The organism is Tychonema sp. LEGE 07196 (assembly GCF_963890365.1).
In the GTDB taxonomy this organism is placed as follows: Bacteria; Cyanobacteriota; Cyanobacteriia; order Cyanobacteriales; family Microcoleaceae; genus Microcoleus.
The window spans coordinates 45,428-68,286 of the sequence record NZ_CAWPRX010000085.1 but is presented as its reverse complement, the minus strand read 5'-3'; the positions used below and the strand labels follow the sequence as shown (position 1 = coordinate 68,286).

Below are 22,859 nucleotides of genomic sequence, written 5' to 3'. Positions count from 1 at the left end.
CTTCAGTTCTCACTACGAACCTCAATTACAACTCACAAAGAAAACAATGATTAAAATTCTTCACCTTTCAGACATCCACATGGGAAGTGGCTTTTCCCACGGCCGCGTTAATCCAGAAACAGGCTTAAATACGCGGCTGGAAGACTTCGCCGCTACCTTGAGTAAATGTATGGACAGGGCAATTTCTGAACCCGTAGATTTAGTTATATTCGGCGGCGATGCTTTCCCCGATTCAACGCCGCCACCCTTTGTAAAAGAGGCTTTTGCGCGGCAGTTCAGCCGCTTGGTTGACGCGCAAATTCCGACGGTTTTGCTAGTAGGAAATCACGACCAACATTCCCAGGGACAGGGCGGCGCGAGTTTAGGGATTTACCGGACTTTGGGCATACCTAAGTTTATTGTGGGCGATCGCCTGGAAACTCACCTCATACACACCCGCAACGGCCCAGTACAGGTGGTTACGCTGCCTTGGTTGACGCGATCGACCTTAATGACGCGATCCGAAACCGAAAGCCTGTCTATGGGCGATGTTAACCAATTATTAACCGAAAAACTGACGATCGCAATGGAAGGCGAAATTCGCCGTCTCAACCCCGAAATCCCCACCGTACTATTAGCACACTTAATGGCAGATAAAGCAAGTCTGGGCGCGGAACGTTTTTTAGCAGTTGGTAAAGGTTTTAACATACCCGTTTCCATGCTAACCCGCCCTTGTTTCGACTACGTAGCCCTCGGTCACGTTCACAAACACCAAAATTTGAATTTATCCAACAATCCGCCCGTAATTTATCCCGGAAGCATCGAACGAGTTGATTTTAGCGAAGAGAAAGAAGACAAAGGTTTTGTGTTAGTTAATTTAGAACGAGGGAAAGCTGAGTGGGAATTTTGCGCGTTACCCGTGCGAGTGTTTCTGACGATTAAGGTAAAGGTGTCTGAATCGGAAAACCCGCAAGCTGACTTGGTTAAAGCCATTGGGAAGAAGCAAATCCAAGATGCTGTGGTGAGATTAGTTTACCAATTGCGATCGGAACAATTAGACTTAATAGATAACGTTGAATTGCACGCACTTTTAAGCGAAGCGCACAGCTACAAAATTCAACCGGAATTAGTCAGTCAGCTAGCGAGGCCGAGGTTGCCAGAATTGAATGCTAATAATAGTATAGAACCTTTAGAAGCTTTGAAAACTTATTTAGCAAGTCGGGAAGATTTGAAAGATTTTTCTGAGAGTATGTTAGAAGCCGCGCAGGGTTTGTTGGGCGGGAAAGAGGAGGTTTTGGAGGAAGTTTTGGTCGAATTTTAGGTAATATTCGGTAGGTAAATTTTCCTTATTACACAATGTCAGAAACCGGGTTTCTTCCTATAGAACCCATTTGACATCTTTGAGTTTTTGGGTTGGGTGACGAGGAATATAGAGAGAAACTGGTTTCTGAGATTTACGCAAGGGGCGAGAAACCGGGTTTCTACGATTTTTTGGGTTGGGTGACGAGGAATATAGAGAGAAACCCGGTTTCTGAGATTTACGCAGAATAGATATCAAATCGATTCTATATAGCGGTTCTCAAACAAGTGAAATATACCCAATGCCCTAGGCCCTCATCTTTCTGAAAAAGGCTATACCACTCATTTAGTTAACTTCAACCATCCCAAAAACCTCGCCCGCCGCCAACCGAGTTCCGTTGGCAAAATCCACCCCAGACTGCACCTTTTTCCCCGCCAACTGTACCTCCCGCAATAATAGCAAACCATCACCAGTTTGGACGATCGCCCCCAAGCCCTTCACAACCCTGACAACCTCCCCATTTACGCCCGACAACTGATCCAAAACAGGCCATTCGCGTTCCAAAACCCTCAACTCCGGCGGTAATTGCGACCAATATTCCGGCCCTAGTGGCACAGTAGCAATCACCTTCAAAGAATTACCGCGAAAAGTCGTAGTACAATCCGGGAAAAAGCCCCTAACTTGATTATGAAGGGATCTCGCACTTTGCGACCAATCCAGCACAAAATCCGCCGTTTTAATCATCGGCGCATAAGTCGCCTCAGCATCATCTTGAACCACAGCATCAACCTTCCCATCCCTCAATAGTATCAAAGTTTCCACCAACAAATCCGCCCCAACATCCGCCAACCTATCCCCCAAAGAATCAGCATTATCCAACAGCGAAATCCCAGCAAAACTCTTCAACAACATCGCCCCAGTATCCATCCCAGCATCCATCAGCATAGTAGTAATACCCGTTGTCTTTTCCCCATCAAAAAGACAGCGCTGAATCGGTGCCGCCCCGCGATACTTCGGCAAAATTGAACCGTGAACATTAACGCAAGCCAAACTAGGAATATCCAGTATTTCTTGAGAAAGAATCTGCCCGTAAGCCACCACCACAAAAACATCCGCCTCCGCTTCCCGCAACTTAGCAATAGTTTCCGCATCCTTCTTAATGCGGCGCGGCCCGAAAACCGGGAGACTGTGATTTAAAGCCACATCTTTAATAGGTGAAGGCATCAATTTATTGCCTCTTCCCCGGCGCTTGTCCGGCTGAGTCACCACAGCCACCACCTCAAATTCTGGGTGACTCAGCAGACTGGACAAAGTAGGAACTGCAAAGTCGGGAGTACCAAAAAAAACAATTTTCATAGATTTTTAGTTAGTTTTTATAATAATACCAAGAAAACTACGCCATCAACTCATCCACCGCCACATTAAAACCTGGCCACATAACCTGAGTTCTCGCCCCCTCACCGGGCTTCAATAAAACTGTCACACCTTGAGTAGTTACTAACACCCAACTACTCTTAGGAAACAGCAGCCAAACTTCCAGATAACCAGACTCCAAATACTCCTACGCCTTGGCAAAAACATCATCAGCAAAATCCCTAGGCGAAACAATCTCAGCTAGCAGCGGAAAACTCTGGGGCAAAACTGAAAACTCCCCAACTTGCGCCAAAAGTTCAGGATTAATATAAGATACATCAGGTATTTGCCCTTTTTTCAGAGTTTGACAAGTAACTTCCACATAAACCTCGCCCCCTTGGGCGCTTGAGTCCATGTAAATACCCCAATATCGTACTAATCTAGCTTGAATGCGGCGATTTTTTGCAGTCATTCCCCGTTTCCCCACTACTTTTCCATTGACAAATTCTACAGGATGTTTGACTATAACTTTACCGTCTGCCCACTCCGTCCCGTCAGGAGGATTTTGCATCTATTCTTCCCAAGTTAAATTTAACTGTTCTACACTAGGAATTATCATATTTAGCAAAATTGCGATCGCACCTGACAACAAGATAGACTAGGAACCGGAGATTTCAGCGTTGTGTTCCAAAATACTTCCGAAGGAGAGACACATCAACTCCTCCCAGACTTCTTAAATTCAACCAGTTTCACCAACCTCTAACCATCCGCGTCCACCTGCGGTTAAAAAAACTCTTCCTCCCTGAAGGCAACTAAAAAATGATTTTATCCAAAATATTCAAAACAATTAAAATCGAATTCAAACTAATTTTCTGCGTTTTGCTTGCCTTAAATTTACTAATATTAAGCGGCTGTCAAAACACTTCAAAAAACAGCGACACAATCGAACTAACACTGTGGCACGGCATCAATCCCCCACCTAATCGCGACGTATTTCAAACCCTCACGGACAAATTCAACCAAACACATCATCACATCCAAGTAAAACCAATTTACATCGGACAGCCAGACCAACAAATGCCAAAAATTCTCACAGCAATAGTAGGAAATGCACCGCCGGATTTGCTGTGGAATGTGCCCACAATTGGCGGAAAATTAGCCGAACTAAACGCAATTCAACCCTTAGAAGAATGGCTGGACAAATCGCCCCGAAAAGCCGAAATCTATCCGGCATTGTTCGAGTCAATGGAACTCGACGGACATACTTGGTCGGTTCCCCTAGCCACAAACAACGCTGCCATATTTTACCGTCCCAGTTTATTTAAAGCAGCAGGAATCGAACAAGTGCCGCAGAATTGGGCGCAATTAAAGCAAGTAGCCCGATCGCTCACCAAGGACACCAACGGAGACGGCCGCCCAGACCAACACGGCATAGTGCTCTCCCTAGGCAAAGGAGAATGGACAGTATTTACCTGGCTGCCATTCATGTTCAGCGCCGGCGGCGAACTCTTGGCCACCTCACCTCAAACTTCCGTACCGCAAATCGACAATCCCGGTGCTCTGGCGGCCTTAGAATTGTGGAGCGACTTATTAAAAGAAGGTTCAGCAATACTGTCAGCACCCGAACGCGGTTACGAACTCGACAACTTCATCGCCGGCAAAGTTGCGATGCAAATCACCGGGCCTTGGACTCTAGCACAATTGCAGCAAAGCGCGATCGACTACGCAGTGATGCCCATACCCGCCCTCAAACGCCCCGCAGCAGTTGTTGGGGGTGAAAACCTATTTTTAATGAAAACCTCCCCAGAACGCGAGAAAGCTGCCCTAGAATTCTTAGAATACGTGCTCGGCGAAGAATTCCAAACAGCCTGGGCCTTGGGAACAGGTTACTTGCCAATTAACTTAAAATCGAGACAGAGTAAAGCTTATCAAAGCTTTGTCGAAAAAAACCCTGTTTTGCGAGTATTTTTAGAACAAATGAACTCGGCCCGATCTCGCCCCATCATCTCAGGTTACTCCCGCCTGTCAGAAAATGCAGGCCGCGCCATAGAAGCAACCCTTCTGGGCCAAAACCCCCAAGACGCTCTCAAAGAAGCTCAAGAGCGTTTGACACTAACCTTAGATATGACCAAGTAAAATACAGATTGATAATTGGGAAAAAAGTAATTGGTCAAACAACTGGCGATCGCTCCACTTAGTTGAGAATCGCTATGATTAATAGATCAATACGGTTTACTTAAGACGATCCCCCCTAACCCCCCTTAAAAAGGGGGGGATCAGAATGCCCTCAAAGTCCCCCTTCTTAAGGGGGATTTAGGGGGATCTCCGGGGCATAAATTATGTTAAGTGAACCGTATTGATTAATAGATGAGCAACAACACTCAATCGCTTTCCTCCATTAAATCTGCGTAGATCTGCCTAGATATGTCCAACACCTGCAATTGACCTAATAAAAAATATCTGCAAAAAGTCTAGTCCGTGCGTTTATATTGGCAAAAAAGGATATTTCCAACACCTCTTGATGTTAATTACACCGCACCGAAAAAAACCACACCCTCAACGACTCCACAAAAAATTATCTTAAAAGGTTCTCTCCTTACCTACCACCCATAACCTACCATCACTTAATAGAAACATTTTTGCTACCCAGTACCAATCCCGTGCCGCCTACTGAGACCCGAACAACCGTCCACCTTTTCCCCAAACGACAATGCAGAAAAAGTTCCTTAACGCAATCAAAGGACATTCCTGGCGGTACTTCCTCACAGTAGGCGCGATCGCCTCGATCTACTATGTGACATCGCAATTGGCAGTTTCCACCCTCACCCTGAGTACAGAAATCTACCCCATGTGGCCGGCCGCAGGAATTGCCCAAGTCGCCCTGCTACTGTTTGGGCCCAAAATGTGGCCGGGAATTGCGATCGGAGGCTTCCTGTTCAGCATGAGCGTACCCTCGGCCAACATCGCCGTCGCCTCGATCTCTGCCTGCGCCAGAACCCTGCAAGCGTGGACGGGAACCTATCTGCTGCAGGGCATGAACTTTAACGCCAGACTCGATCGGCTCAAAGACGTTTTAGGAATAGTTGGACTCTCAGCCTTCGCATCTACCCTAATCAACTCCACCATCGGCAGCATCGTCGTCTGCTTGACCGGCCTATCTAGCTGGAGCAATTTTGGCACGATGTGGGGGACTTGGTGGGTAGGAGACGCAATGGGAATTTTGCTCGTCGCCCCGCTGCTGCTGACATGGCACAAATTGCCCAAAGTCCCCATCAATCGCAAACAGATGATAGAACGAGCGATTTGGCTGCTGCTGCTAGTAGCCGTCGGCTGGCTCGTCTTCTGCTCCCGTACCCGCGCCGCCTACGCGCGCTATCCCCTCGAATACCTACCATTTCCCCTAGTAGTTTGGGCAGCCTTTCGATTCGGCCAGCGCTACACGGCCATTTCCAACTTCCTCCTCTGCGGCTTCGCCATCTGGGGCATAGCCCGAGGCAGCGGCCCCTTTCTCAAACACTCCAGCAGCATCCCCCAAGCACTCCTCTCCCTGCAAGCCTTCATCGCCGTCATCGCCGTCACAGGCTTAGTTTTAGCAGCCACCGTCTCCGAACGCCGCCAAGCAGAAATCTCCCTCCGCGCCAGCGAAGCCAGCCTCGCCAACGCCCAACGCATCGCCCAGCTAGGCAACTGGGACTTGCACCGCAACACCCAGCAATTGCGGTGGTCAGAGGAAATGTACCGCATCCTAGGAGAGGTGCCGGGAACTCTGGAACCCAGCCTCGAAGCCTTCTTGGCCTACGTGCACTCCGAAGACAGAGAATTAGTCAAAAGCTCGATCGAAGCGGCGTTATTTCAACAACAGTCCTACAGCATCGACTACAGGATAGTGCTCCCCGACGGCAGCCAACGCACAGTCTGCGAACAAGCCGCCGTCAACTCCCTGTACATCACCAGCACCGTCCAAGACATCACAGACAGAAAGCGCGCCGAAGCAGCCCTGCGTTCTTCAGAAGAAAGATTTTCCAAAGCCTTTCACGCCTCCCCAGTCGGCATCAGCATCTGCACTGTCACAGATGGATGCTTCCTCGATGCCAACGAAAGCTTTTTGAGATCCTTGGGCTGGGAACAGCAGGAACTTATCGGCCGCACCGTCAGCGACATAGGAATGTTGGTCAATTCAGAAGACAACGATCGCATCACGAAGATTTTACAAGCACAAAAGTCGATCGGCAACCAAGAAATCAAAATTCGCACCAAAGCCGGGGAAGTGCGCGACTGGCTGCTGTCAGCGGAACTCATCGACCTCGGCAGCACTCAGTGCGTTTTAATCATGACCAGCGACATCACCGAACGCTTGCGTTCCGAAGAATTCCGCCGGGGAAAAGAAGCCGCCGAAGCCGCAAATCAATCGAAAAGCATCTTTCTCGCCAACATGAGCCACGAATTGCGTACACCCCTCAACGCTATCATCGGCTACAGCGAGCTCCTGCAAGAAGATGCCCGAGAGATTCCTGTAGACGAAGAGTTCATCGACGACCTCCAGAAAATTAACACCGCCGGCCAGCACTTGCTAGCGCTGATCAAAGATATTCTGGACTTCTCTAAAATTGAAGCAGGCCGCACCGACTTACACCTCGAAACTTTCAGCATTTTAAATCTAGTTAAGGAAGCGATCGCCACGATCGCCCCGATGGCCGACAAAAATAGTAATATCTTAGAAATACAATGCCCTGAAAATATTGGCTCCATGCAGAGCGACTTAACAAAACTGCGGCAATCCCTGCTCAACCTGCTCAGCAACGCCTCAAAATTTACTTGCTCCGGCACAATTACCTTAGCCGTTATCCGCTCCCCCGAAACCCCTGCCGAAGCTGCCAAGAGACGCAAAAAACTTGCAGCCTATAGAGGAGACAAAACTGAAAATAGCTCGTCTCTATTGTCTTCCTCTCAAGATTGGATCGTTTTTACAGTCAAAGATACCGGCATTGGCATGAATTCCGAACAGTTAGCCAAAATCTTCGATCCTTTCACCCAAGCCGATTCTTCAACTACTAAGAGGTACGGCGGCACTGGTTTAGGTTTGACGATTACTCAGAAATTCTGCGAAATGATGGGCGGAGACATTAGTGCCTGCAGCGAGTTAGAGAAAGGTTCTACTTTTACAATTCGGCTGCCAGCTATTATAAACGAAACTTCGTTATCCCTCGAAAATTATGATAAATAGAGTCTTTTGTCAAGATGATTTTTTTCTGCTATTTATCGATTATTTCGTTTGCCGCTAAAAAAAAACTCTAAAAATTTGATATAACTGCTAGAGACTTTCGATCTTTCATATGAGGTACTATTTGGCATAGGCCCGCGCCGGCCCGCGCCGGGCCTACGGCATAGGGCTATCCTCACAATGCTTGATAACCGCTAGATACAAAGCTTAGTTATACCAATTTCAAAAAATAATACAACAGTATTCTTGTCCCCCCCCAAAGCATCGGGGGGGCTAGGGGGGGTCAAAGAGTATTGCATGATTTTAGAGAAATGGTATTATTATTGCGTTCACTCGACCGAACGCGATCTAATTTTTTCCTCTTTCCTACTGTTTCCTTCTTGTTTTTATTATTAATATAAGTCCCTATGCTTGGATTAACATTTTTATGTCCCGGAGAATCCCCTCACATCACCCGATCGCGCAGGGGGACGGAAAATGAATTGTTTTTCTGCCATCCCAAGAGATCGGAGAGTACCAGGGCGATCGGGCTTAACAATCGCCTATTAAAATATCAGTAGCGCAGTTTAAAGAAATGGGGATATTAGAGACCACCAGTCGCCTTCTCGCTCAAACATCCGATTTTGTGCGATCGCCATCGCTTCACTAATTGTCTTGCTGCCTATAAATACTATTAATTAAAAAGATATACTAGAACAAATTGCTACCAAGCGCCAGAAATTATGCATCCCCACCTCCAGCGCCAACTCGAACAGCTCGGTTTAGCCGGCGAGTCCCCTCCCAACGCACAGCAGTGGCAGCTATTTTTAGAACAGGTAAGTTGTAGCTATGACGAAACTCAGAGTCAGCAAAAACAGGTGGCTTTGCAGGATGCGCCCCAGTCCATCCCAGATTCTCCGACAGCTTCAGAATTCGATCGGCTGCGATCGACTTTCAACAGTTTGGGGGCGGGATTGTGTATCCTCGATCGAAACGGGTTTGTCCTCTCCTGGAATCCCGAAGCCGAACGCTTGCTGGGGTGGCGGGAGTCAGAACTTAGACGTGTTTCCCTGCTGTCTCGCATCAACAGCAACCAAAACAAAGGCCAAAAATCCCAAGTTTTGATGACCGGGAAACAGTCAGCAAGCAAAAGCGAACATGAACCGATCGCACCTACACTATCTTTACAACAGGCGATCGCCCACCGTCAACCTTGCAGCAATTGGGACGACGAATTTCTGTGCAGCGACGGCAAAAAATTACCAGTTTCCTATTTTTTCAATCCAGCAATAGACGGGAGCGAAATATCAGTATTGGTGTTTTTTGACCTTACAGAACACAAGCGATCGCTCTTGATGCTGCAAGCAGTTATAGAATCTACAGATGCCGGAATTCTGGCCGTTGACAGCAACGGCAATATATGCAATTTTAGTCATAAAATTATTGAAATGTGGGGCTTGTCTCAAGCAGCAGAAAAGTTGAGCCAGTCGGCGCAAGGCAAGGTCAAAAGCTCTGTCGCAACATGGTTTACCTTCGCAGCACGCCAATTAAAAAAATCCCCAAATATTCTTCAAAACCTCATAGAAGTGTCGGCAAATCCAGAGGCTCAAATCAGCCAATTATTAGAACTTAAAGACGGAAAAATCCTCGAATTAAATTCGCTACCCTCAAAAGTCGGAGCCAACACAGCCGGCAGAGTCTGGAGCTTTCGAGACGTTACCGATCGCCAAAAAGTAGAACGCGCTTTGCAGCATCGAGTAGAATTAAATCAGTTGATTGCGAGTTTGTCAATCAATTTCATCAGCCAGTCAAGCTCGGAAACAGGCAAATTTATCGATCGCACTTTGGAAGCAATCGCCACCTTCACCGGATTTGACCGCAGTTACATCTACCTGTTATCAGCAGACAAAACCAGCGCCGAAAAAACCTACGAATGGTGTAGCGACGGTATTTTGGAAATAGAAGAAGACAGCAGCCGCCAACAAATAGACATCGCCAGAATTCCTTGGATTGCCGAAAAGCTCGATCGCGCCGAAAACCTCCACATCACAGAAATCGACGGACTCCCTCCCCCCGTACAAACGGAAATTGCCTATTTTCAAGGCAAGAATTTACCAGAAATCCTGACCGAGTTCCCATCCCAAACCACCGAAAAAGTAGCAAATTCCTCAACAAATGCGATCGCACATTCCCCAGAAACACAATTAAATACACCTCAAAACAATCTACAATCGCTGATAATTATTCCCCTAACTTGTAGTGAAAACCTAATAGGATTTCTCGGATTCGAGAGCTTCCAACTCGCAACAGGTCGATCGACCGAAATATTAACTCCTCTAAAAATGGTAGGGGAAATGCTCGCCAATGCCCTAGAACGACAGCGGGCAGAACTAGCCTTGCAGCAAGAGAAATCAAGCTACCGCAGCATCTTTGAAAACGCAGTCGAAGGCATATTTCAAACCACCCCCCAGGGGCGATTCCTCAAGGCCAACCCCGCACTAGCCGAGATTTACGGCTACGAAACAGTTGAGCAAATGTTAGCCGAACTCGCAAACCTCAACCGCCACATTTACCTAAACCCCAACCAGCGCGCCGAATTTCTGGCGCAATTGAACTCCGGCCGCCAAGTCTCAAAATTTGAATCCCAAATATACCGCCGAGACGGCACCACAATCTGGATTTCGGAAAACGCCCGCAGCATCTGCGACGAAAGCGGCCGGGTTTTGTACTACGAAGGCACAGTCGAAGACATTACCGATCGCAAACAGGCAGAATCCGCCATGCAGTCGGCCCTAGAAGCAGCAGAATCGGCAAACCGGGCAAAAAGCACATTTCTCGCTAACATGAGCCACGAACTGCGAACGCCCCTCAATGCCATCATCGGCTACAGCGAAATGCTCAAGGAAGAAGCCGAAGAATTGGGTGCCGGCGAATCCGTCTCTGATCTCGAAAAAATCCGCAGCGCCGGCAAACACCTGCTTTCCCTGATCGACGACATCCTAGATATATCTAAAATAGAAGCAGGTCGAATGGATCTCTACTTAGAAACCTTCGACATCCATACCTTAATTGAAAGCGCTGTCGCCACGGCCAAACCGCTAATCGAGAAAAATGGCAACATCCTAGAAGTTTACTGTCGGGACAATCTCCACACGATGCACGCCGACATGACCAAAGTCCGGCAGGTGCTGCTGAACCTGCTGAGCAACGCTGCCAAGTTTACTAAAAATGGGAAAATTGCGATCGCAGTCGAAAGCATTAAAAATGAACAATTAAGAATGCAAAATCAAGAGGAATCTTCGCAAATTTTAATTGCCAACTCCGAATTTATCAGTTTCCGCGTCACCGACACCGGCATCGGCATGACAACAGACCAATTGCAGCGAGTTTTCCAACCTTTCACCCAAGCAGATGCCTCAACTACCCGCAAGTATGGCGGCACGGGTTTGGGGCTAGCTATCAGCCAGCGCTTCTGTCAGATGATGGGCGGCAGCATTGAGGCCTGCAGCACCTTGGGCGCAGGCACCACTTTCACCGTACTTTTGCCCAGCGCCATCCAACAGCCGTCCGTTCCCAGCCCAACCCGCGACAGCACGAGAACGGAGGACGCACCCGCTGTCGGCACGGTGCTGGTAGTTGACGATGACCCCATCTCCCAGGATTTGATCCAGCGCGCCCTGGCCCGCCAAGGACTGCACATAGAAGTCGCCGGCGGTGGCGAGGAAGCTCTCAGGCTGGCCGAGAAACTGCGGCCCGATGCGATTACCCTTGATGTGATGATGCCGGGAATGGACGGCTGGGCGGTGCTTTCGGCGCTGAAGGCAGATCCAGAGCTTGCCGAGATTCCCGTAATCCTGCTATCCTTTGTGGGCAACAAAAGCCTCGGCTTTGCGTTGGGCGCTTCGGACTACCTCACCAAACCGGTGGACGGCAAACGGCTGGCTGCTTTGTTGAATAAGTACCGACGCGATCGAGACGGCGTTGTGGCTAAAAGTTTGCCCTGTCAAATATTGATTGTGGAAGATGACGGTGCCACTCGCAACATACTGCGGCGCATACTAGAAAAACAAGGTTGGGCAGTGGCGGAAGCTGACAGCGGACAGGCGGCTCTCGAACAGCTAGAACTTGCTCGCCCGCACCTGATTTTGCTGGATTTGATGCTGCCAGAAATGGATGGTTTTGAGTTGATCGCCGAACTTCGCAAGTCGCATTCTGAAGATCCTATACCGATCGTCGTTATTACTGCTAAAGACCTGACTACCGCCGAAAGGGAGCAGCTAAACGGCTATGTCGATCGGGTTTTACAAAAGGGAGTCTACAGTTGCGATACTTTGCTGCGCGATGTTCGCTCTATAGTAAATGAAAGGCTCGATCGCAGGTACGACTCGAAAGGCAAGGAGAACACCAATGGCTAAAATCCTGTTGGTCGAAGACAACGAAATGAATAGAGATATGCTTTCTAGGCGTCTGGCCCGCAAGGGACACGAGGTCTTTATTGCTGTGGACGGTGCCGAGGGAGTGTCGATGGCGATGGCGAAAGTACCGGATTTGATTCTAATGGATATGAGTCTGCCAGTGCTCGACGGGTGGCAAGCAACCCAGCAAATTAAGGCGGCCCCAGAAACTAAGACAATTCCGGTGATTGCGCTGACGGCTCACGCCATGGCGGGCGATCGTGAAAAGTGTCTCGCGGCCGGCTGCGACGACTACGACACCAAGCCAGTCGAGTTTCCCCGACTCTTGAGCAAGATTGAAATGCTTCTGAAAGAGGCCATGAAATGAAAGGTGATGAGGGCAATGTACTGGTTGTTGACGACAATGAGGTGAACCGCGATTTGCTGGCTCGCCGACTTCAGCGTCAAGGCCACGCAGTGACTGTTGCTGAGGATGGTCTCCAAGCTCTGGAAATGATGCGTAGCGAGCCTTTTGATTTAGTTTTGCTAGACATTATGATGCCGCAAATGAACGGCTATCAGGTGCTGGAAAATCTCAAGGCTGACGAGAATTTGCGCCACATCCCGGTGATTATGATTTCGGCGGTGGACGATATCGACAGTATTGTGCGCTGTATTGAGTTGGGGGCGGAGGATTATCTTTCTAAACCTTTCAATCCGGTATTGCTCAAGGCTCGGATTAGTGCTTGTCTGGAAAAGAAGCGGCTGCGCGATAAGGAGCAAACTTATTTGCGGGAGTTGGCACAGGAAAAGGAAAAGTCGGAACGTTTGCTGTTAAATATTTTACCAGCTCCGATCGCCCAGCGCCTCAAAGAAGGGGAAAGCACGATCGCCGACAGTTTCGCTGAGGTAACGGTCATGTTTGCCGATTTGGTCGGTTTTACGAAGCTTTCGGCTCATTTGTCGCCGGCCCAGTTGGTAGAGTTGCTCAACGAGATTTTTTCAGCTTTTGACGAGTTGGCCGATCGCTACGGGCTTGAGAAAATTAAGACGATCGGGGATGCTTATATGGTGGTTGGCGGTTTGCCTAAACCGAGCGACAACCACGCCGAAAGCATTGCCGAAATGGCGATCGATATTCAAACAGCAATCGCTAAGATGCACGCCAAGGGTGGTCAACCGCTCAGCATCCGCATCGGCATCAACACGGGCCCGGTGGAAGCTGGGGTAATCGGTACTAAAAAATTTACTTATGATTTGTGGGGAGACACGGTAAATACGGCTTCGCGGATGGAATCTCAAGGCGTACCGGGCGGCATTCAGGTGACAGTTGCTACCTACGAACGCCTGCAGGACAAGTACGTTTTCCAAGAGCGCGGTGTGATTCCAGTGAAGGGTAAAGGCGATATGATGACTTATTTGCTTGTGGGCCGAAAGGCTTAATTAGTCATTGGTCTTTGGTCATTGGTCATTGGTTGTTTGTGAAGTCGTTATTGGTTGAAGAATGTTTTAACCGCAGAGAGCGCAGAGGACACAGAGAGAGAATATAGAGATGAATACACGAGGATGCTACCGGATTTGATATTATTTGTAGGTTGTTATTTGTCCCGTTTTAGTTGTTAGTTGTTAGTGACTACTAATAACTAATGCTAACAGTCAACAGTCAACAGTCAACAGTCAACAGTCAACAATTACATAATTCTCAAATGAACGTAAATTCTAACCTATTAATGTATGCCCAATGGGCAGGAATTCTGACAGCGGCTTTGTTTGTTTTAACGATCGTAGCATTTATATTCAAATGGGGTTTTCGCTTCCGGTTGGTAGGAGTAACTAGCTTTATGGCCGTAATTGCGGCGAGTATATTTGGTCTTGGTTTGGGACTGTTTGCGCGCACGGAAATTCCCGGCGCGGTGCGCTATTCTTTAGTTTACGACACTGGCGGCGCTCAAACAGTTGTTACGGTGCCGCCTTCGATTACTGAATCGGAGTTAGAAGCAACGATGCAGCAAGCGGCGGCGGATTTGTACTCTCCAGGGCGTTCTGGACGCGGAAGAGACTACATGACTATCCGCGTTCGGACGATCGTACATCCAGAGCCGGGGCTGTCGCAGCCGCTGTTTTTGGGCGAGGTGAGGCGATCGCTAGCGACTAGGTATGATGAGAAAATGGCGATCGACATCTACCCCGAAAAAGTTGCTATTCTGAAAAAGTATCAAGCCTAAAAATCAATTATTCGGCGATTGAAATCGCGTCTAAACAAACAAAGTCCGCGCAACGCGAGACTAAGAAACTACTTGTTACCAGGCTCTGCCTGGTAACGCAGATCCAGAGGCTCTGCCTCCAATTTTAGGGATAATTTAAAAAAATGATTGCAATCACCAAACAAAAATTAAAATTTAACGAATTTATTACAATTTGCCCGGAAGATGGTGTTTATGAATTGGTGAACGGAGAGATTGTCAAAATGGCAACTACCAGAAATCACGATGACGTTGCTGAATTTGCAGACAGACAGTTTTATCAAGAGTGCGATCGGCTGAAACTCAACTATGTAGTCAAGCGAGGTATCACGATTAAAACTACCACAAAAGAAGGTATAGAGCAAGGAAGAGTTCCTGATGTCAGCGTCATCGATCGCACTTTGTGGCGTGCCGAACGCAAATCCTATACCGCACTCGAATCGCCGATTCAGTTAGCTGTGGAGGTAGTATCAACTAATTGGGAAGATGATTATGTTGACAAGCTAGATGAATACGAACGCTTGGGCATTGCTGAATACTGGATTATTGATTATTTAGCCATTGGCAAAAGAGAGTATTTGGGAAACCCGAAAATTCCGACGGTATTTGTGTTTTCGCTAAATGCTGAAGGCAAATATCAGCGCACTCAGTTTAGAGATAACGAACAAATTGTTTCGCCCACTTTTCCAGAATTAGTTTTGAATGCCGGTCGGGTATTGTTAGCTTAGTTTTGTTAGTTCGTTATCCTCTAGAATATTAGGCGAGTGAAATCGCTTTTTTTCAAAAGAAGTTTCTCTATAATAGACTAAGATGGTCGACAAAAATTACTTTAATATTTACAAACAAATATCCAATTATGACTAAAAAAATTGAACAAAGCGAAGCTTGTTGGGAGAGACTAGATAAAAAAGATTATCTAGCTTTAACCCCGGAAGAACTGAAACGGGAATCGATCGGAATTCAAGCTTTAATTGATGAGGAAGGGCAAACACCAGAACAAAAAGCTGAATTGTTTTTTGAACAAGCTTTATTGTACGGCTATGCTGAAGAATATACAAAGGCGATAGCCTCCTACGACAAAGCCTTAGAAATCAAACCAGATAAACACGAAGCCTGGTACTATAAGGGCAATGTACTGAATGATTTAGAAAGGTTTGAAGATGCGATCGCATCTTATGACAAAGCTTTAGAATTAAAACCAGACTATCAAGAAGCCTGGAATAATCGGGGCAATGCACTAACCGATTTAGGAAGATTAAAAGCAGCGATCGCCTCCTACGACAAAGCCTTAGAATTCAAGCCAGATGATGACGAAGTTTGGTACAATCGAGGCATTGCACTGGATAATATAGGTTTAGTTGAAGATGCGATTGCCTCCTACGACAAAGCCTTAGAATTCAAACCAGATGATTACCAAACCTGGAGTAATCGGGGCAATTCACTAAATGATTTAGGAAGATTGGAAGAAGCAATAGCCTGCTGTGATAAAGCCTTAGAAATCAAACCTGATGATGATAAAGCCTGGTACAATCGGGGCATTGCATTAGGTAAGTTAGGAAGATTTGAAGAAGAAATCGCTTCCTACGACAAAGCCTTAAAAATCAAACCAGACAAAGACAAACTCTGGTACGATCGGGGCATTGCACTGGGTAATTTAGGTAGACTTGAAGATGCGATTGCCTCCTATGATAAAGCCTTAGAAATCAAACTAAATGATGACTATTCCTGGTATAATCGGGGCGTTTTTCTGTATGATTTAGGAAGATTAGAAGAGGCTATAGCCTCCTACGAAAAAGCCTTAGAAATCACACCAGATGATGACGCAGCATTTTATAATAAAGCTTGCTGCTATGCGTTACACAGTCAAATTGACCCAGCAATTCAGAATTTGCAGCAAGCCATCAATCTGAATCCTGACAAATACCGAGAAATGGCAAAAACTGACTCGGATTTTGACAGCATTCGATCGCACCCTCAGTTTCAAGCCTTGATTCAAGAATAGGGATTTGCCGCCCAAGCGGGGGCGGTTTGTGAGATTGTCAGTTTGAGGCAATTATTGTTGGTAAAACCCGCCCTTACAGCATCACAAATACTCTTCAACCGAAGCTAGCGGACACGATATGATAGAAGAATGAGTAGCGAGGTAAAAGATGACTCAACTAAATGTAACCGTAACCAATGACAGATTTCCCGAACTCATCGCCCATGTCGAGAATACTGGAGCACGAATCGTCATAGAACAGGAAGGAAGGGCGATCGCTGCTATTATTACTTATGCAGACCTGAAGCGACTGGAAGCACTAGAAGCCGCTCTAATTGACAAAGCAAAACTACAAGAATATGAATGGCTAAAAGCTGCGATCGCAAATCCAGCCTTTGATTCTCTGAGAGACTCAGCGGAAGATATCTACACTTTAGCTGATGGCTTGCCCTTCCACGACTCAGAATGGATTAAAACAGTAGCGATAGAGCCTAATTTTGGTTCGATTCTCGACCCTGAAGAAGACATTTAAATCTTGGGTGAGGTTTGTGATACCTGAGTGCGATCGCCCTTTTTACGCTTCTACGCAATTTATGAAAAAAATAGTATTAATCTATACCTAGAAACAACAAACTTGCGTATAGATTAGAAAAAGTTGAAAAAATTGCAGAGTTACTATAAAATTGCCATAAATAACCAAATATAGGCGCTCGATCAATTGCGATCGGCAGCGAAAACTTAATCAATATAAAGAAAAAGCGACAATTTTACAAAAAATAATGAGGTGAAACCCCTTGCAAAAATTAGCCAGCATAGAAAAGCCGATCGACTCGGGGGAACAATCCAGATCGGTCAACGCCCAAAAAGCTCAAACACTGTACGATCGCGGTAACGCCCTAGAAACAATGGGACGCTTGTCAGCCGCGCTAGAATCGTGGTCAAAGGCGATCGAACTCGAACCAAAATTTTACGAAGCCTGGTACAACAAAGGCGTAGCCCTCAGAAAATTGGGACGGCTACCCGAAGCCATATTGGCCTACAACCAATCTTTAAAAATTCAACCAAACAATCCAGAAGCCTGGTACAATCGGGCCAACATTTTGCGGAAGATCGACAGACTCTCAGACGCCATCACTTCCTACGAACAGGCGATCAAACTCCAGCCAAACTATCACGAAGCTTGGACGAACCGCGGCAACACTCTGGTAAATTTGGAAAAATTATCAGAAGCGATCGACTCCTACGACAAAGCGATCGCCATCAAAGCAGACTACTCCGAAGCTTGGTACAATAGAGCCCTAGCCCTGAAAACCTCCGGCCAAAACACAGCGGCGATCGCCTCCTACGACAAAGCAATCGAACTAAAACCCGACTTGCATCAAGCCTGGTACAACCGCGCCGTCGCCCTAGCCGACGAAAAACTCTACCCAGAAGCCGTCGCCTCCTACGACAAAACCCTGCAACTGCGGCCGGATTCCGCTGAAGCCTGGAACAAACGCGGCACGGCGATCGCCCAAATGGGAAAATTTGAAGCAGCGATCGCCTCCTGGGACAAAGCCCTCGCACTCAAGCCAGAGGATAGCGAAACCTGGTACAACCGCGGCCTGGCCTTGGCCAACTTACAGCGGTTTGAAGAAGCAATCGCCTCTTGGGACAAAACCGTAGAGTTGCAGCCAGAAAACACCGAAGCGTGGTACAACCGCGCCGTCGCCCTCAAAAAAATCCAACGATTTACCGAAGCCAGAGAGTCCTACGATAAAATCATCGCACTCAAACCCGACGACCCAAATCTTTACTATCAAAAAGCTTGCATTTACCTCCTAGAAAAAGCAGCAGGCGATGGTACAAACAACCCTGAAGCTTTAGCAAGCATCACCAGCAAGGCGATCGAAAATTTATCAAGGGCGATCGAGCTCAATCCGAAGAAATACCGTAAACTCTGCCAGAATGACTCGAAATTGCGTACAATACGGGAAGAAGTGCGGTTTTTAGCTTGATTTCAGGGTAGCAATGATTGATGGATACCAATGCCGCACTGTAACCTTTTTAGGCAAAACAGTACCTCCAACGCCAATCATGCAAACCCTAGACAAAACTCAAGCAAAATTTGCTCAACTTGCAGCCCACCTCAGAGAAGTTACTGACATCGAATCAGCCTCGTCGCTGCTGCATTGGGATCAGGCGACTTATATGCCCGCCAAAGGTGCAACCGCCAGAGGCCGCCAGTTGGCCACTCTCAAACAAATATCCCACGAAAAATTTACTGACCCCAAAATAGGCGAACTCCTAGAAGACTTGCGTTTCTACGAACAAGCCCTCCCCTACGACTCCATCCCAGCCAGCCTGATCCGCATCGCCCGCAGAGACTACGATCGCGCCGCCAGAGTCCCCGCAGCCTTCATGTCCGCACTCTGCCGCCACCAAGCCGACTCCTACGAAGCTTGGGCCAGGGCCAAAGCAGACAACAACTTCGCAACCGTCGAACCCTATCTCGAAAAAACCCTAGAATTAAGCAGGCAATACGCCGACTTTTTCCCCGGATACGAACATATCGCCGATCCTTTGATCGATCGCAGCGACTACGGCATGAAAGTATCCCTGCTGCGCCCCCTATTCGCCCAACTGCGTCAAGAATTAGTCCCCATAGTCGAAGCGATCACCTCTCAACCCGCCGCCGACGACTCCTGCTTGCATCAATACTTCTCAGAAGCCCAGCAACTAGAATTCACCCGCACAGTCGTAGAACGGATGGGGTATGATTTCCAGCGCGGACGGCAAGACACCACCCTCCACCCCTTCATGACCAACTTCTCCATAGACGACGTGCGAATCACCACCCGCGTCTACGAAGATCACTTGGATCAAGCTTTGTTCAGCAGCATCCACGAAGCCGGACACGCCCTCTACGAACTCGGCAATTCCCCAGAATTTGAAGGTACGCTTCTGGCTGGCGGCATTTCCTCCGGCGTGCACGAAAGCCAGTCGCGGCTTTGGGAAAATTTGGTCGGGCGCAGTCGCGGTTTTTGGGAATGTTTTTACCCGCAACTCCAAGGCGTATTTTTGCGACAGTTGGGACAGGTATCCACTGACACATTTTACCGGGCAATTAACAAAGTCTCGCGATCGCTCGTCCGCACCGACGCCGACGAAGTAACCTACAACCTCCACGTCGCCATCCGCTTTGACCTAGAATTGGCAATGGTAGAGGGCAAACTAGCGGTGCGAGACCTCCCCGAAGCCTGGAACGAACGTTATAAAACAGACCTCGGCGTTGTCCCCGCCACCGACAGCGATGGTGCGATGCAGGATGTTCACTGGTACGTCGGGACGATCGGCGGAATGTTCCAAGGTTACACCCTCGGCAACTTGATGAGCGCTCAATTCTACGAAACCGCAGTCAAAAGCAATCCCGAAATTACCGTACAAATAGAACAGGGAAACTTTACTCTACTCCACGACTGGCTCAAACAAAACATCTACCAGCACGGCCGCAAATACACTGCAGTTGAATTGATCGATCGCGTGACCGGTTCACCTTTAACTATCGATCCTTTTGTCCGTTACATTCGCCACAAATACGGGGAATTTTATGTCATTTGAGGGATAGTAATTTCTGATTGCAAACTTTACAATGATATTAAAAAAAGTACCAGCCCCAAAAAATAGGGCGATACTCAGATAGTATCGCTCTATTTTTTAGGTCAAATAAAAAAAATCAAATCAGGGGAGTGCGGCTTTCCAAAAGCCTGTCCGGCGAAATCTACCGGGTAATCGCCGACGGCCAAGGTATATTTGTTCATCCGGCTTTATTTGAAGCTTTCGGCTTGACAATTCTCGAAGCAATGATTACCGGTATTCCGACGTTTGGGACTCAGTTTAGCGGCCCGCTGGAAATTATTCAAGATGGGTAAATGGGTTTTATATCACCCGACAAACCACTAGAAAACTGCCGAAAAAATTATAGATTTTTTATCGAAATGCGAACAAAACCCTAACTATTGATATGAAATTTCAACGCGAGGAATTGACCGAGTTTACAGCACCTATACCGGGAAAATTCATACTAGCAGGCTGCTGACTCTGGCCAAGACTTACGGTTTTTGGAACTACTCGTCTCAGGAAAACCGCTAAGATATGCTCCGCTATATAGAAGAGCTGTTTTATCTGATTTACAAGTCGAGAGCGAAGGCTTTATTGGCAGAACACGCGAACCGATAAGTGGCGATTTGGGATTTGTAGGGGCCGGTTGAGAGAAAAAAGTTGGCCTCGGAGCGATCGACTTTGTACAAAACCCGCTAGTAAAGATTTGTGAAGGAGAGCCGTTTTTGTACCGTAGGACTATTGCTAAGAAACCCAGTTTCTATGAAAATATTGACTCTAGTAACGAACCATCTCCTCAGAAACCCGGTTTCTAAGGAATAGCGCGAAACGGCGCTTACTTTCAATTCGTAACTTCCAACTAGCAACTTCTGACTGCTCCTGTCCCATTACCGAATTTCTAAAGGCCTGGAAAGATATTTCTTAGAAAGCGATCCGGGTAATACAATGAGATTGAGAAACATGAAAACAGGGAAACCTTGTCAAACTTTACCAACAGGATGAAACTTATGCGTTTAACTACTGTTACGATTTTTAGCTTGCTAGCTCTGTTCGCTCCTGGGTTGACCAAAAAGGCAAATGCAGCCTTCGACTCCAAACCCTTTGTGCAGGAACAATACCGCAGAGACTTTGTGAGTCCCGCCGATCCTGGTGCGTCTACACAGCCGGAGGCAAATTCCCAAGGAGGTATGTTTAATAAGCCTTTTTATTCAGGGGAGCAGCAGCCTGTGAGAAAGGAAAAAACTATTTCGGCGGGAGCAGATGGGCCTGAAGTTGCGGCCATACAGCAGCGGTTGCAAGTTCACGGTTTTGCGATCGGGAAAATCGACGGTTCCTACGGTTCTCGCACCAAATCGGCTGTGAGTGCTTTTCAGAAGTCTCAGCGTTTGAATTCCGACGGTATTGTCGATAAACAAACTTGGACTGCTTTAGCAGCAGATCCGGTGTCGGCTTCTGAAAGTTTGCAGAGTAATGCTCCAGTTCAAAGCGACTCTCCCGTTCAAAAGAGCGATCGAGTTCCGACAAATCCTGCAACTGCTCTGACTAAAGGCGCGGCGGGTTCTAAGGTGAAGACGCTACAGGTGCGTTTGGAAATGCAGGGTTACGATCCGGGCCCGATTGACGGGATTTTTGGCACTCGCACTACTACGGCTGTCAAGAGCTTTCAGCAGTATAAGGGTTTGACGGCTGACGGCGTGGTTGACGAAATCACTTGGAAGGCGATCGGGCAAAACTAAGTGACGAGTCAAATATACGGAAAATTGCTGTGGCTATAACTCATGATTGAACCCGGTGTCCAAAAATAACCGGGTTTCTGGATCTTGACGCATGGCTTTGTGCTGTGCTATAATAGTTCGGTGTCAAAATGCGGATATGGCGAAATTGGCAGACGCGCCAGATTTAGGTTCTGGTTCCGAAAGGAGTGAAGGTTCAAGTCCTTTTATCCGCACTAAACTCAATGCTTTGTTCCGGCGCGAACATCTTCCCAAATTCGATCGGGATTTAAGCTCAATTCGTGCACTTGATATTTTTCCAGAAATGCACCGAGAGATTCTCCAAAGCTAAGTTCGAGATACTGCGGTTGTTTGCGGCGTTGAATGTATTCGCGCAAGGCGATTTCAACTAAGGTTTCCAGCGAATTTTCTCGTTGTAGTTCGATCGCCTCTTGTAGCAGTGCCGTATCCACATTCAGGCTGGTCATCATTGGCTTTCATCTTTTAACCGTTGTTTTAATCATACGATCGCCACTCGGAAGAAATCGATCGTATTATTATTGATGCAGTTAATCGACAAAGCGACGGATGAGGGCGAGACAAAATTGGATTTGCCGAGTTTGGAGTTGGAGGAATTGCCGCCGGAGATTGGCAAGTGCACTGGGCTTGAGACTTTGGTGTTGGGGGAAATTTGCTATGATAGTTTGAGCGATCGCACTATTCTACATTGCGTAAATTATCAGCTATGAACATTCAGTTGGTTGACTCCTTAATTCAAGTCATTGAGTCGCTGACACCTGAAGAGAGTTTGCTGTTTCAAGAAAAACTCTGGGCTAGGGCGATTCAGAGTACGCCTGGAGTGTGTGGAGGATATGCCCAAATTCGCAACACCCGCATTCCTGTTTGGACGCTGGTTTCGCTTCACCAACAGGGGGCTGATGAGGCTGAATTACTTCGGAATTATCCAGGTTTATCCGATCGCGATTTAGAGAATGCTTGGCGTTATTACGATCGCCACCGCGCAGAAATCGATCGCATTATAGTTTCTCATCAAACCGAATAGTAGAATAGTAGATAGCTAAAAGAGGGATTTTAGA

At 47.4% G+C, this 22,859-nt stretch carries 20 protein-coding genes and 1 tRNA gene; 17 read left to right on the top strand and 4 right to left on the bottom strand.

What is annotated here, in order from left to right; translation table 11 throughout:
• Positions 1-46 precede the first annotated feature (46 nt).
• A complete protein-coding gene (gene sbcD / locus AACV78_RS10595) occupies positions 47-1,300 on the top strand; it encodes an exonuclease subunit SbcD (protein WP_194008522.1) in 1,254 nt (417 codons plus the stop codon).
• A 324-nt stretch (positions 1,301-1,624) separates the two neighbouring features.
• Here sbcD and fmt read toward each other — a convergent pair whose 3' ends face one another.
• Genes fmt through AACV78_RS10580 form a run of 3 tightly spaced genes read right to left on the bottom strand, consistent with a single transcriptional unit; the run spans position 1,625 to position 3,203 of the window.
• Positions 1,625-2,635 (bottom strand): methionyl-tRNA formyltransferase, encoded by a 1,011-nt coding sequence (gene fmt, locus AACV78_RS10590; RefSeq protein WP_194008521.1) that lies wholly within the window; start codon positions 2,633-2,635, stop codon positions 1,625-1,627.
• A gap of 37 nt (positions 2,636-2,672) precedes the next feature.
• Positions 2,673-2,834, bottom strand: coding sequence for a hypothetical protein (locus AACV78_RS10585; protein WP_339383571.1), 162 nt, complete (start codon positions 2,832-2,834; stop codon positions 2,673-2,675).
• Positions 2,835-2,840: 6 nt separating this feature from the next.
• On the bottom strand, positions 2,841-3,203 hold the full coding sequence (locus AACV78_RS10580) for a Uma2 family endonuclease (RefSeq protein ID WP_339383569.1): 363 nt from the start codon (positions 3,201-3,203) through the stop codon (positions 2,841-2,843).
• 248 nt (positions 3,204-3,451) lie between these two features.
• Between AACV78_RS10580 and AACV78_RS10575 the strand changes: the two genes are divergently transcribed.
• From AACV78_RS10575 to AACV78_RS10510, 14 genes are all read left to right on the top strand, one after another.
• On the top strand, positions 3,452-4,768 hold the full coding sequence (locus AACV78_RS10575) for an ABC transporter substrate-binding protein (protein ID WP_194008520.1): 1,317 nt from the start codon (positions 3,452-3,454) through the stop codon (positions 4,766-4,768).
• Positions 4,769-5,342: 574 nt separating this feature from the next.
• Positions 5,343-7,856, top strand: a complete 2,514-nt coding sequence (locus AACV78_RS10570) for an MASE1 domain-containing protein (RefSeq protein WP_194008519.1) — start codon at positions 5,343-5,345, stop codon at positions 7,854-7,856.
• Between the two features lie 719 nt (positions 7,857-8,575).
• Positions 8,576-12,247, top strand: coding sequence for a response regulator (locus AACV78_RS10565; RefSeq protein WP_194008518.1), 3,672 nt, complete (start codon positions 8,576-8,578; stop codon positions 12,245-12,247).
• Positions 12,240-12,614 (top strand): response regulator, encoded by a 375-nt coding sequence (locus tag AACV78_RS10560; protein ID WP_194008517.1) that lies wholly within the window; start codon positions 12,240-12,242, stop codon positions 12,612-12,614. Before AACV78_RS10565 ends, AACV78_RS10560 begins: the two co-directional genes overlap by 8 nt.
• Entirely contained in the window at positions 12,611-13,669 is a 1,059-nt protein-coding gene (locus AACV78_RS10555; protein ID WP_194008516.1) for an adenylate/guanylate cyclase domain-containing protein, read from the top strand. The genes AACV78_RS10560 and AACV78_RS10555 overlap by 4 nt, the downstream gene beginning before the upstream one ends.
• A 263-nt stretch (positions 13,670-13,932) precedes the next feature.
• Positions 13,933-14,451 carry a Ycf51 family protein gene (locus AACV78_RS10550; RefSeq protein ID WP_194008530.1) on the top strand — a complete coding sequence of 173 codons (519 nt, stop codon included), beginning with the start codon at positions 13,933-13,935 and terminating at the stop codon, positions 14,449-14,451.
• Positions 14,452-14,594: 143 nt separating this feature from the next.
• Positions 14,595-15,197, top strand: coding sequence for a Uma2 family endonuclease (locus AACV78_RS10545; RefSeq protein ID WP_194008515.1), 603 nt, complete (start codon positions 14,595-14,597; stop codon positions 15,195-15,197).
• Between the two features lie 128 nt (positions 15,198-15,325).
• Positions 15,326-16,471 carry a tetratricopeptide repeat protein gene (locus tag AACV78_RS10540; RefSeq protein WP_194008514.1) on the top strand — a complete coding sequence of 382 codons (1,146 nt, stop codon included), beginning with the start codon at positions 15,326-15,328 and terminating at the stop codon, positions 16,469-16,471.
• Between the two features lie 148 nt (positions 16,472-16,619).
• On the top strand, positions 16,620-16,982 hold the full coding sequence (locus tag AACV78_RS10535) for a type II toxin-antitoxin system Phd/YefM family antitoxin (RefSeq protein WP_194008513.1): 363 nt from the start codon (positions 16,620-16,622) through the stop codon (positions 16,980-16,982).
• A 262-nt stretch (positions 16,983-17,244) separates the two neighbouring features.
• A complete protein-coding gene (locus tag AACV78_RS10530) occupies positions 17,245-18,447 on the top strand; it encodes a tetratricopeptide repeat protein (protein ID WP_194008512.1) in 1,203 nt (400 codons plus the stop codon).
• Between the two features lie 79 nt (positions 18,448-18,526).
• Positions 18,527-20,050 (top strand): carboxypeptidase M32, encoded by a 1,524-nt coding sequence (locus tag AACV78_RS10525; protein ID WP_194008529.1) that lies wholly within the window; start codon positions 18,527-18,529, stop codon positions 20,048-20,050.
• Positions 20,051-20,178: 128 nt separating this feature from the next.
• On the top strand, positions 20,179-20,361 hold the full coding sequence (locus tag AACV78_RS28715; protein ID WP_370528818.1) for a glycosyltransferase: 183 nt from the start codon (positions 20,179-20,181) through the stop codon (positions 20,359-20,361).
• 696 nt (positions 20,362-21,057) lie between these two features.
• Complete coding sequence (locus tag AACV78_RS10515; protein ID WP_194008511.1) at positions 21,058-21,786, top strand: peptidoglycan-binding domain-containing protein; 729 nt, start codon at positions 21,058-21,060, stop codon at positions 21,784-21,786.
• Positions 21,787-21,916: 130 nt separating this feature from the next.
• Positions 21,917-21,998: transfer RNA gene (locus tag AACV78_RS10510), tRNA-Leu, on the top strand.
• 6 nt (positions 21,999-22,004) lie between these two features.
• On the opposite strand, the gene AACV78_RS10505 is transcribed toward AACV78_RS10510, so the two are convergent.
• Entirely contained in the window at positions 22,005-22,253 is a 249-nt protein-coding gene (locus AACV78_RS10505) for a type II toxin-antitoxin system VapB family antitoxin (RefSeq protein ID WP_194008510.1), read from the bottom strand.
• 72 nt (positions 22,254-22,325) lie between these two features.
• Between AACV78_RS10505 and AACV78_RS10500 the strand changes: the two genes are divergently transcribed.
• Positions 22,326-22,511 carry a hypothetical protein gene (locus tag AACV78_RS10500; RefSeq protein ID WP_194008509.1) on the top strand — a complete coding sequence of 62 codons (186 nt, stop codon included), beginning with the start codon at positions 22,326-22,328 and terminating at the stop codon, positions 22,509-22,511.
• A complete protein-coding gene (locus AACV78_RS10495) occupies positions 22,508-22,825 on the top strand; it encodes a DUF433 domain-containing protein (protein WP_194008508.1) in 318 nt (105 codons plus the stop codon). The genes AACV78_RS10500 and AACV78_RS10495 overlap by 4 nt, the downstream gene beginning before the upstream one ends.
• The last annotated feature ends 34 nt before the right edge of the window (positions 22,826-22,859 follow it).

What these genes read in the sequence shown, in the direction of transcription:
- sbcD (WP_194008522.1), top strand. Translation starts at nt 47, where the DNA reads ATGATTAAAATTCTTCACCTTTCAGACATCCACATGGGAAGTGGCTTT.
- AACV78_RS10545 (WP_194008515.1), top strand. Translation starts at nt 14,595, where the DNA reads ATGATTGCAATCACCAAACAAAAATTAAAATTTAACGAATTTATTACA.
- AACV78_RS10550 (WP_194008530.1), top strand. Translation starts at nt 13,933, where the DNA reads ATGAACGTAAATTCTAACCTATTAATGTATGCCCAATGGGCAGGAATT.
- AACV78_RS10580 (WP_339383569.1), bottom strand. Translation starts at nt 3,203, where the DNA reads ATGCAAAATCCTCCTGACGGGACGGAGTGGGCAGACGGTAAAGTTATA.
- AACV78_RS10515 (WP_194008511.1), top strand. Translation starts at nt 21,058, where the DNA reads ATGCGTTTAACTACTGTTACGATTTTTAGCTTGCTAGCTCTGTTCGCT.
- AACV78_RS10540 (WP_194008514.1), top strand. Translation starts at nt 15,326, where the DNA reads ATGACTAAAAAAATTGAACAAAGCGAAGCTTGTTGGGAGAGACTAGAT.
- AACV78_RS10535 (WP_194008513.1), top strand. Translation starts at nt 16,620, where the DNA reads ATGACTCAACTAAATGTAACCGTAACCAATGACAGATTTCCCGAACTC.
- AACV78_RS10560 (WP_194008517.1), top strand. Translation starts at nt 12,240, where the DNA reads ATGGCTAAAATCCTGTTGGTCGAAGACAACGAAATGAATAGAGATATG.
- AACV78_RS10570 (WP_194008519.1), top strand. Translation starts at nt 5,343, where the DNA reads ATGCAGAAAAAGTTCCTTAACGCAATCAAAGGACATTCCTGGCGGTAC.
- AACV78_RS10495 (WP_194008508.1), top strand. Translation starts at nt 22,508, where the DNA reads ATGAACATTCAGTTGGTTGACTCCTTAATTCAAGTCATTGAGTCGCTG.
- AACV78_RS10575 (WP_194008520.1), top strand. Translation starts at nt 3,452, where the DNA reads ATGATTTTATCCAAAATATTCAAAACAATTAAAATCGAATTCAAACTA.
- AACV78_RS10565 (WP_194008518.1), top strand. Translation starts at nt 8,576, where the DNA reads ATGCATCCCCACCTCCAGCGCCAACTCGAACAGCTCGGTTTAGCCGGC.
- AACV78_RS10525 (WP_194008529.1), top strand. Translation starts at nt 18,527, where the DNA reads ATGCAAACCCTAGACAAAACTCAAGCAAAATTTGCTCAACTTGCAGCC.
- fmt (WP_194008521.1), bottom strand. Translation starts at nt 2,635, where the DNA reads ATGAAAATTGTTTTTTTTGGTACTCCCGACTTTGCAGTTCCTACTTTG.
- AACV78_RS10500 (WP_194008509.1), top strand. Translation starts at nt 22,326, where the DNA reads ATGCAGTTAATCGACAAAGCGACGGATGAGGGCGAGACAAAATTGGAT.
- AACV78_RS10555 (WP_194008516.1), top strand. Translation starts at nt 12,611, where the DNA reads ATGAAAGGTGATGAGGGCAATGTACTGGTTGTTGACGACAATGAGGTG.
- AACV78_RS10505 (WP_194008510.1), bottom strand. Translation starts at nt 22,253, where the DNA reads ATGATGACCAGCCTGAATGTGGATACGGCACTGCTACAAGAGGCGATC.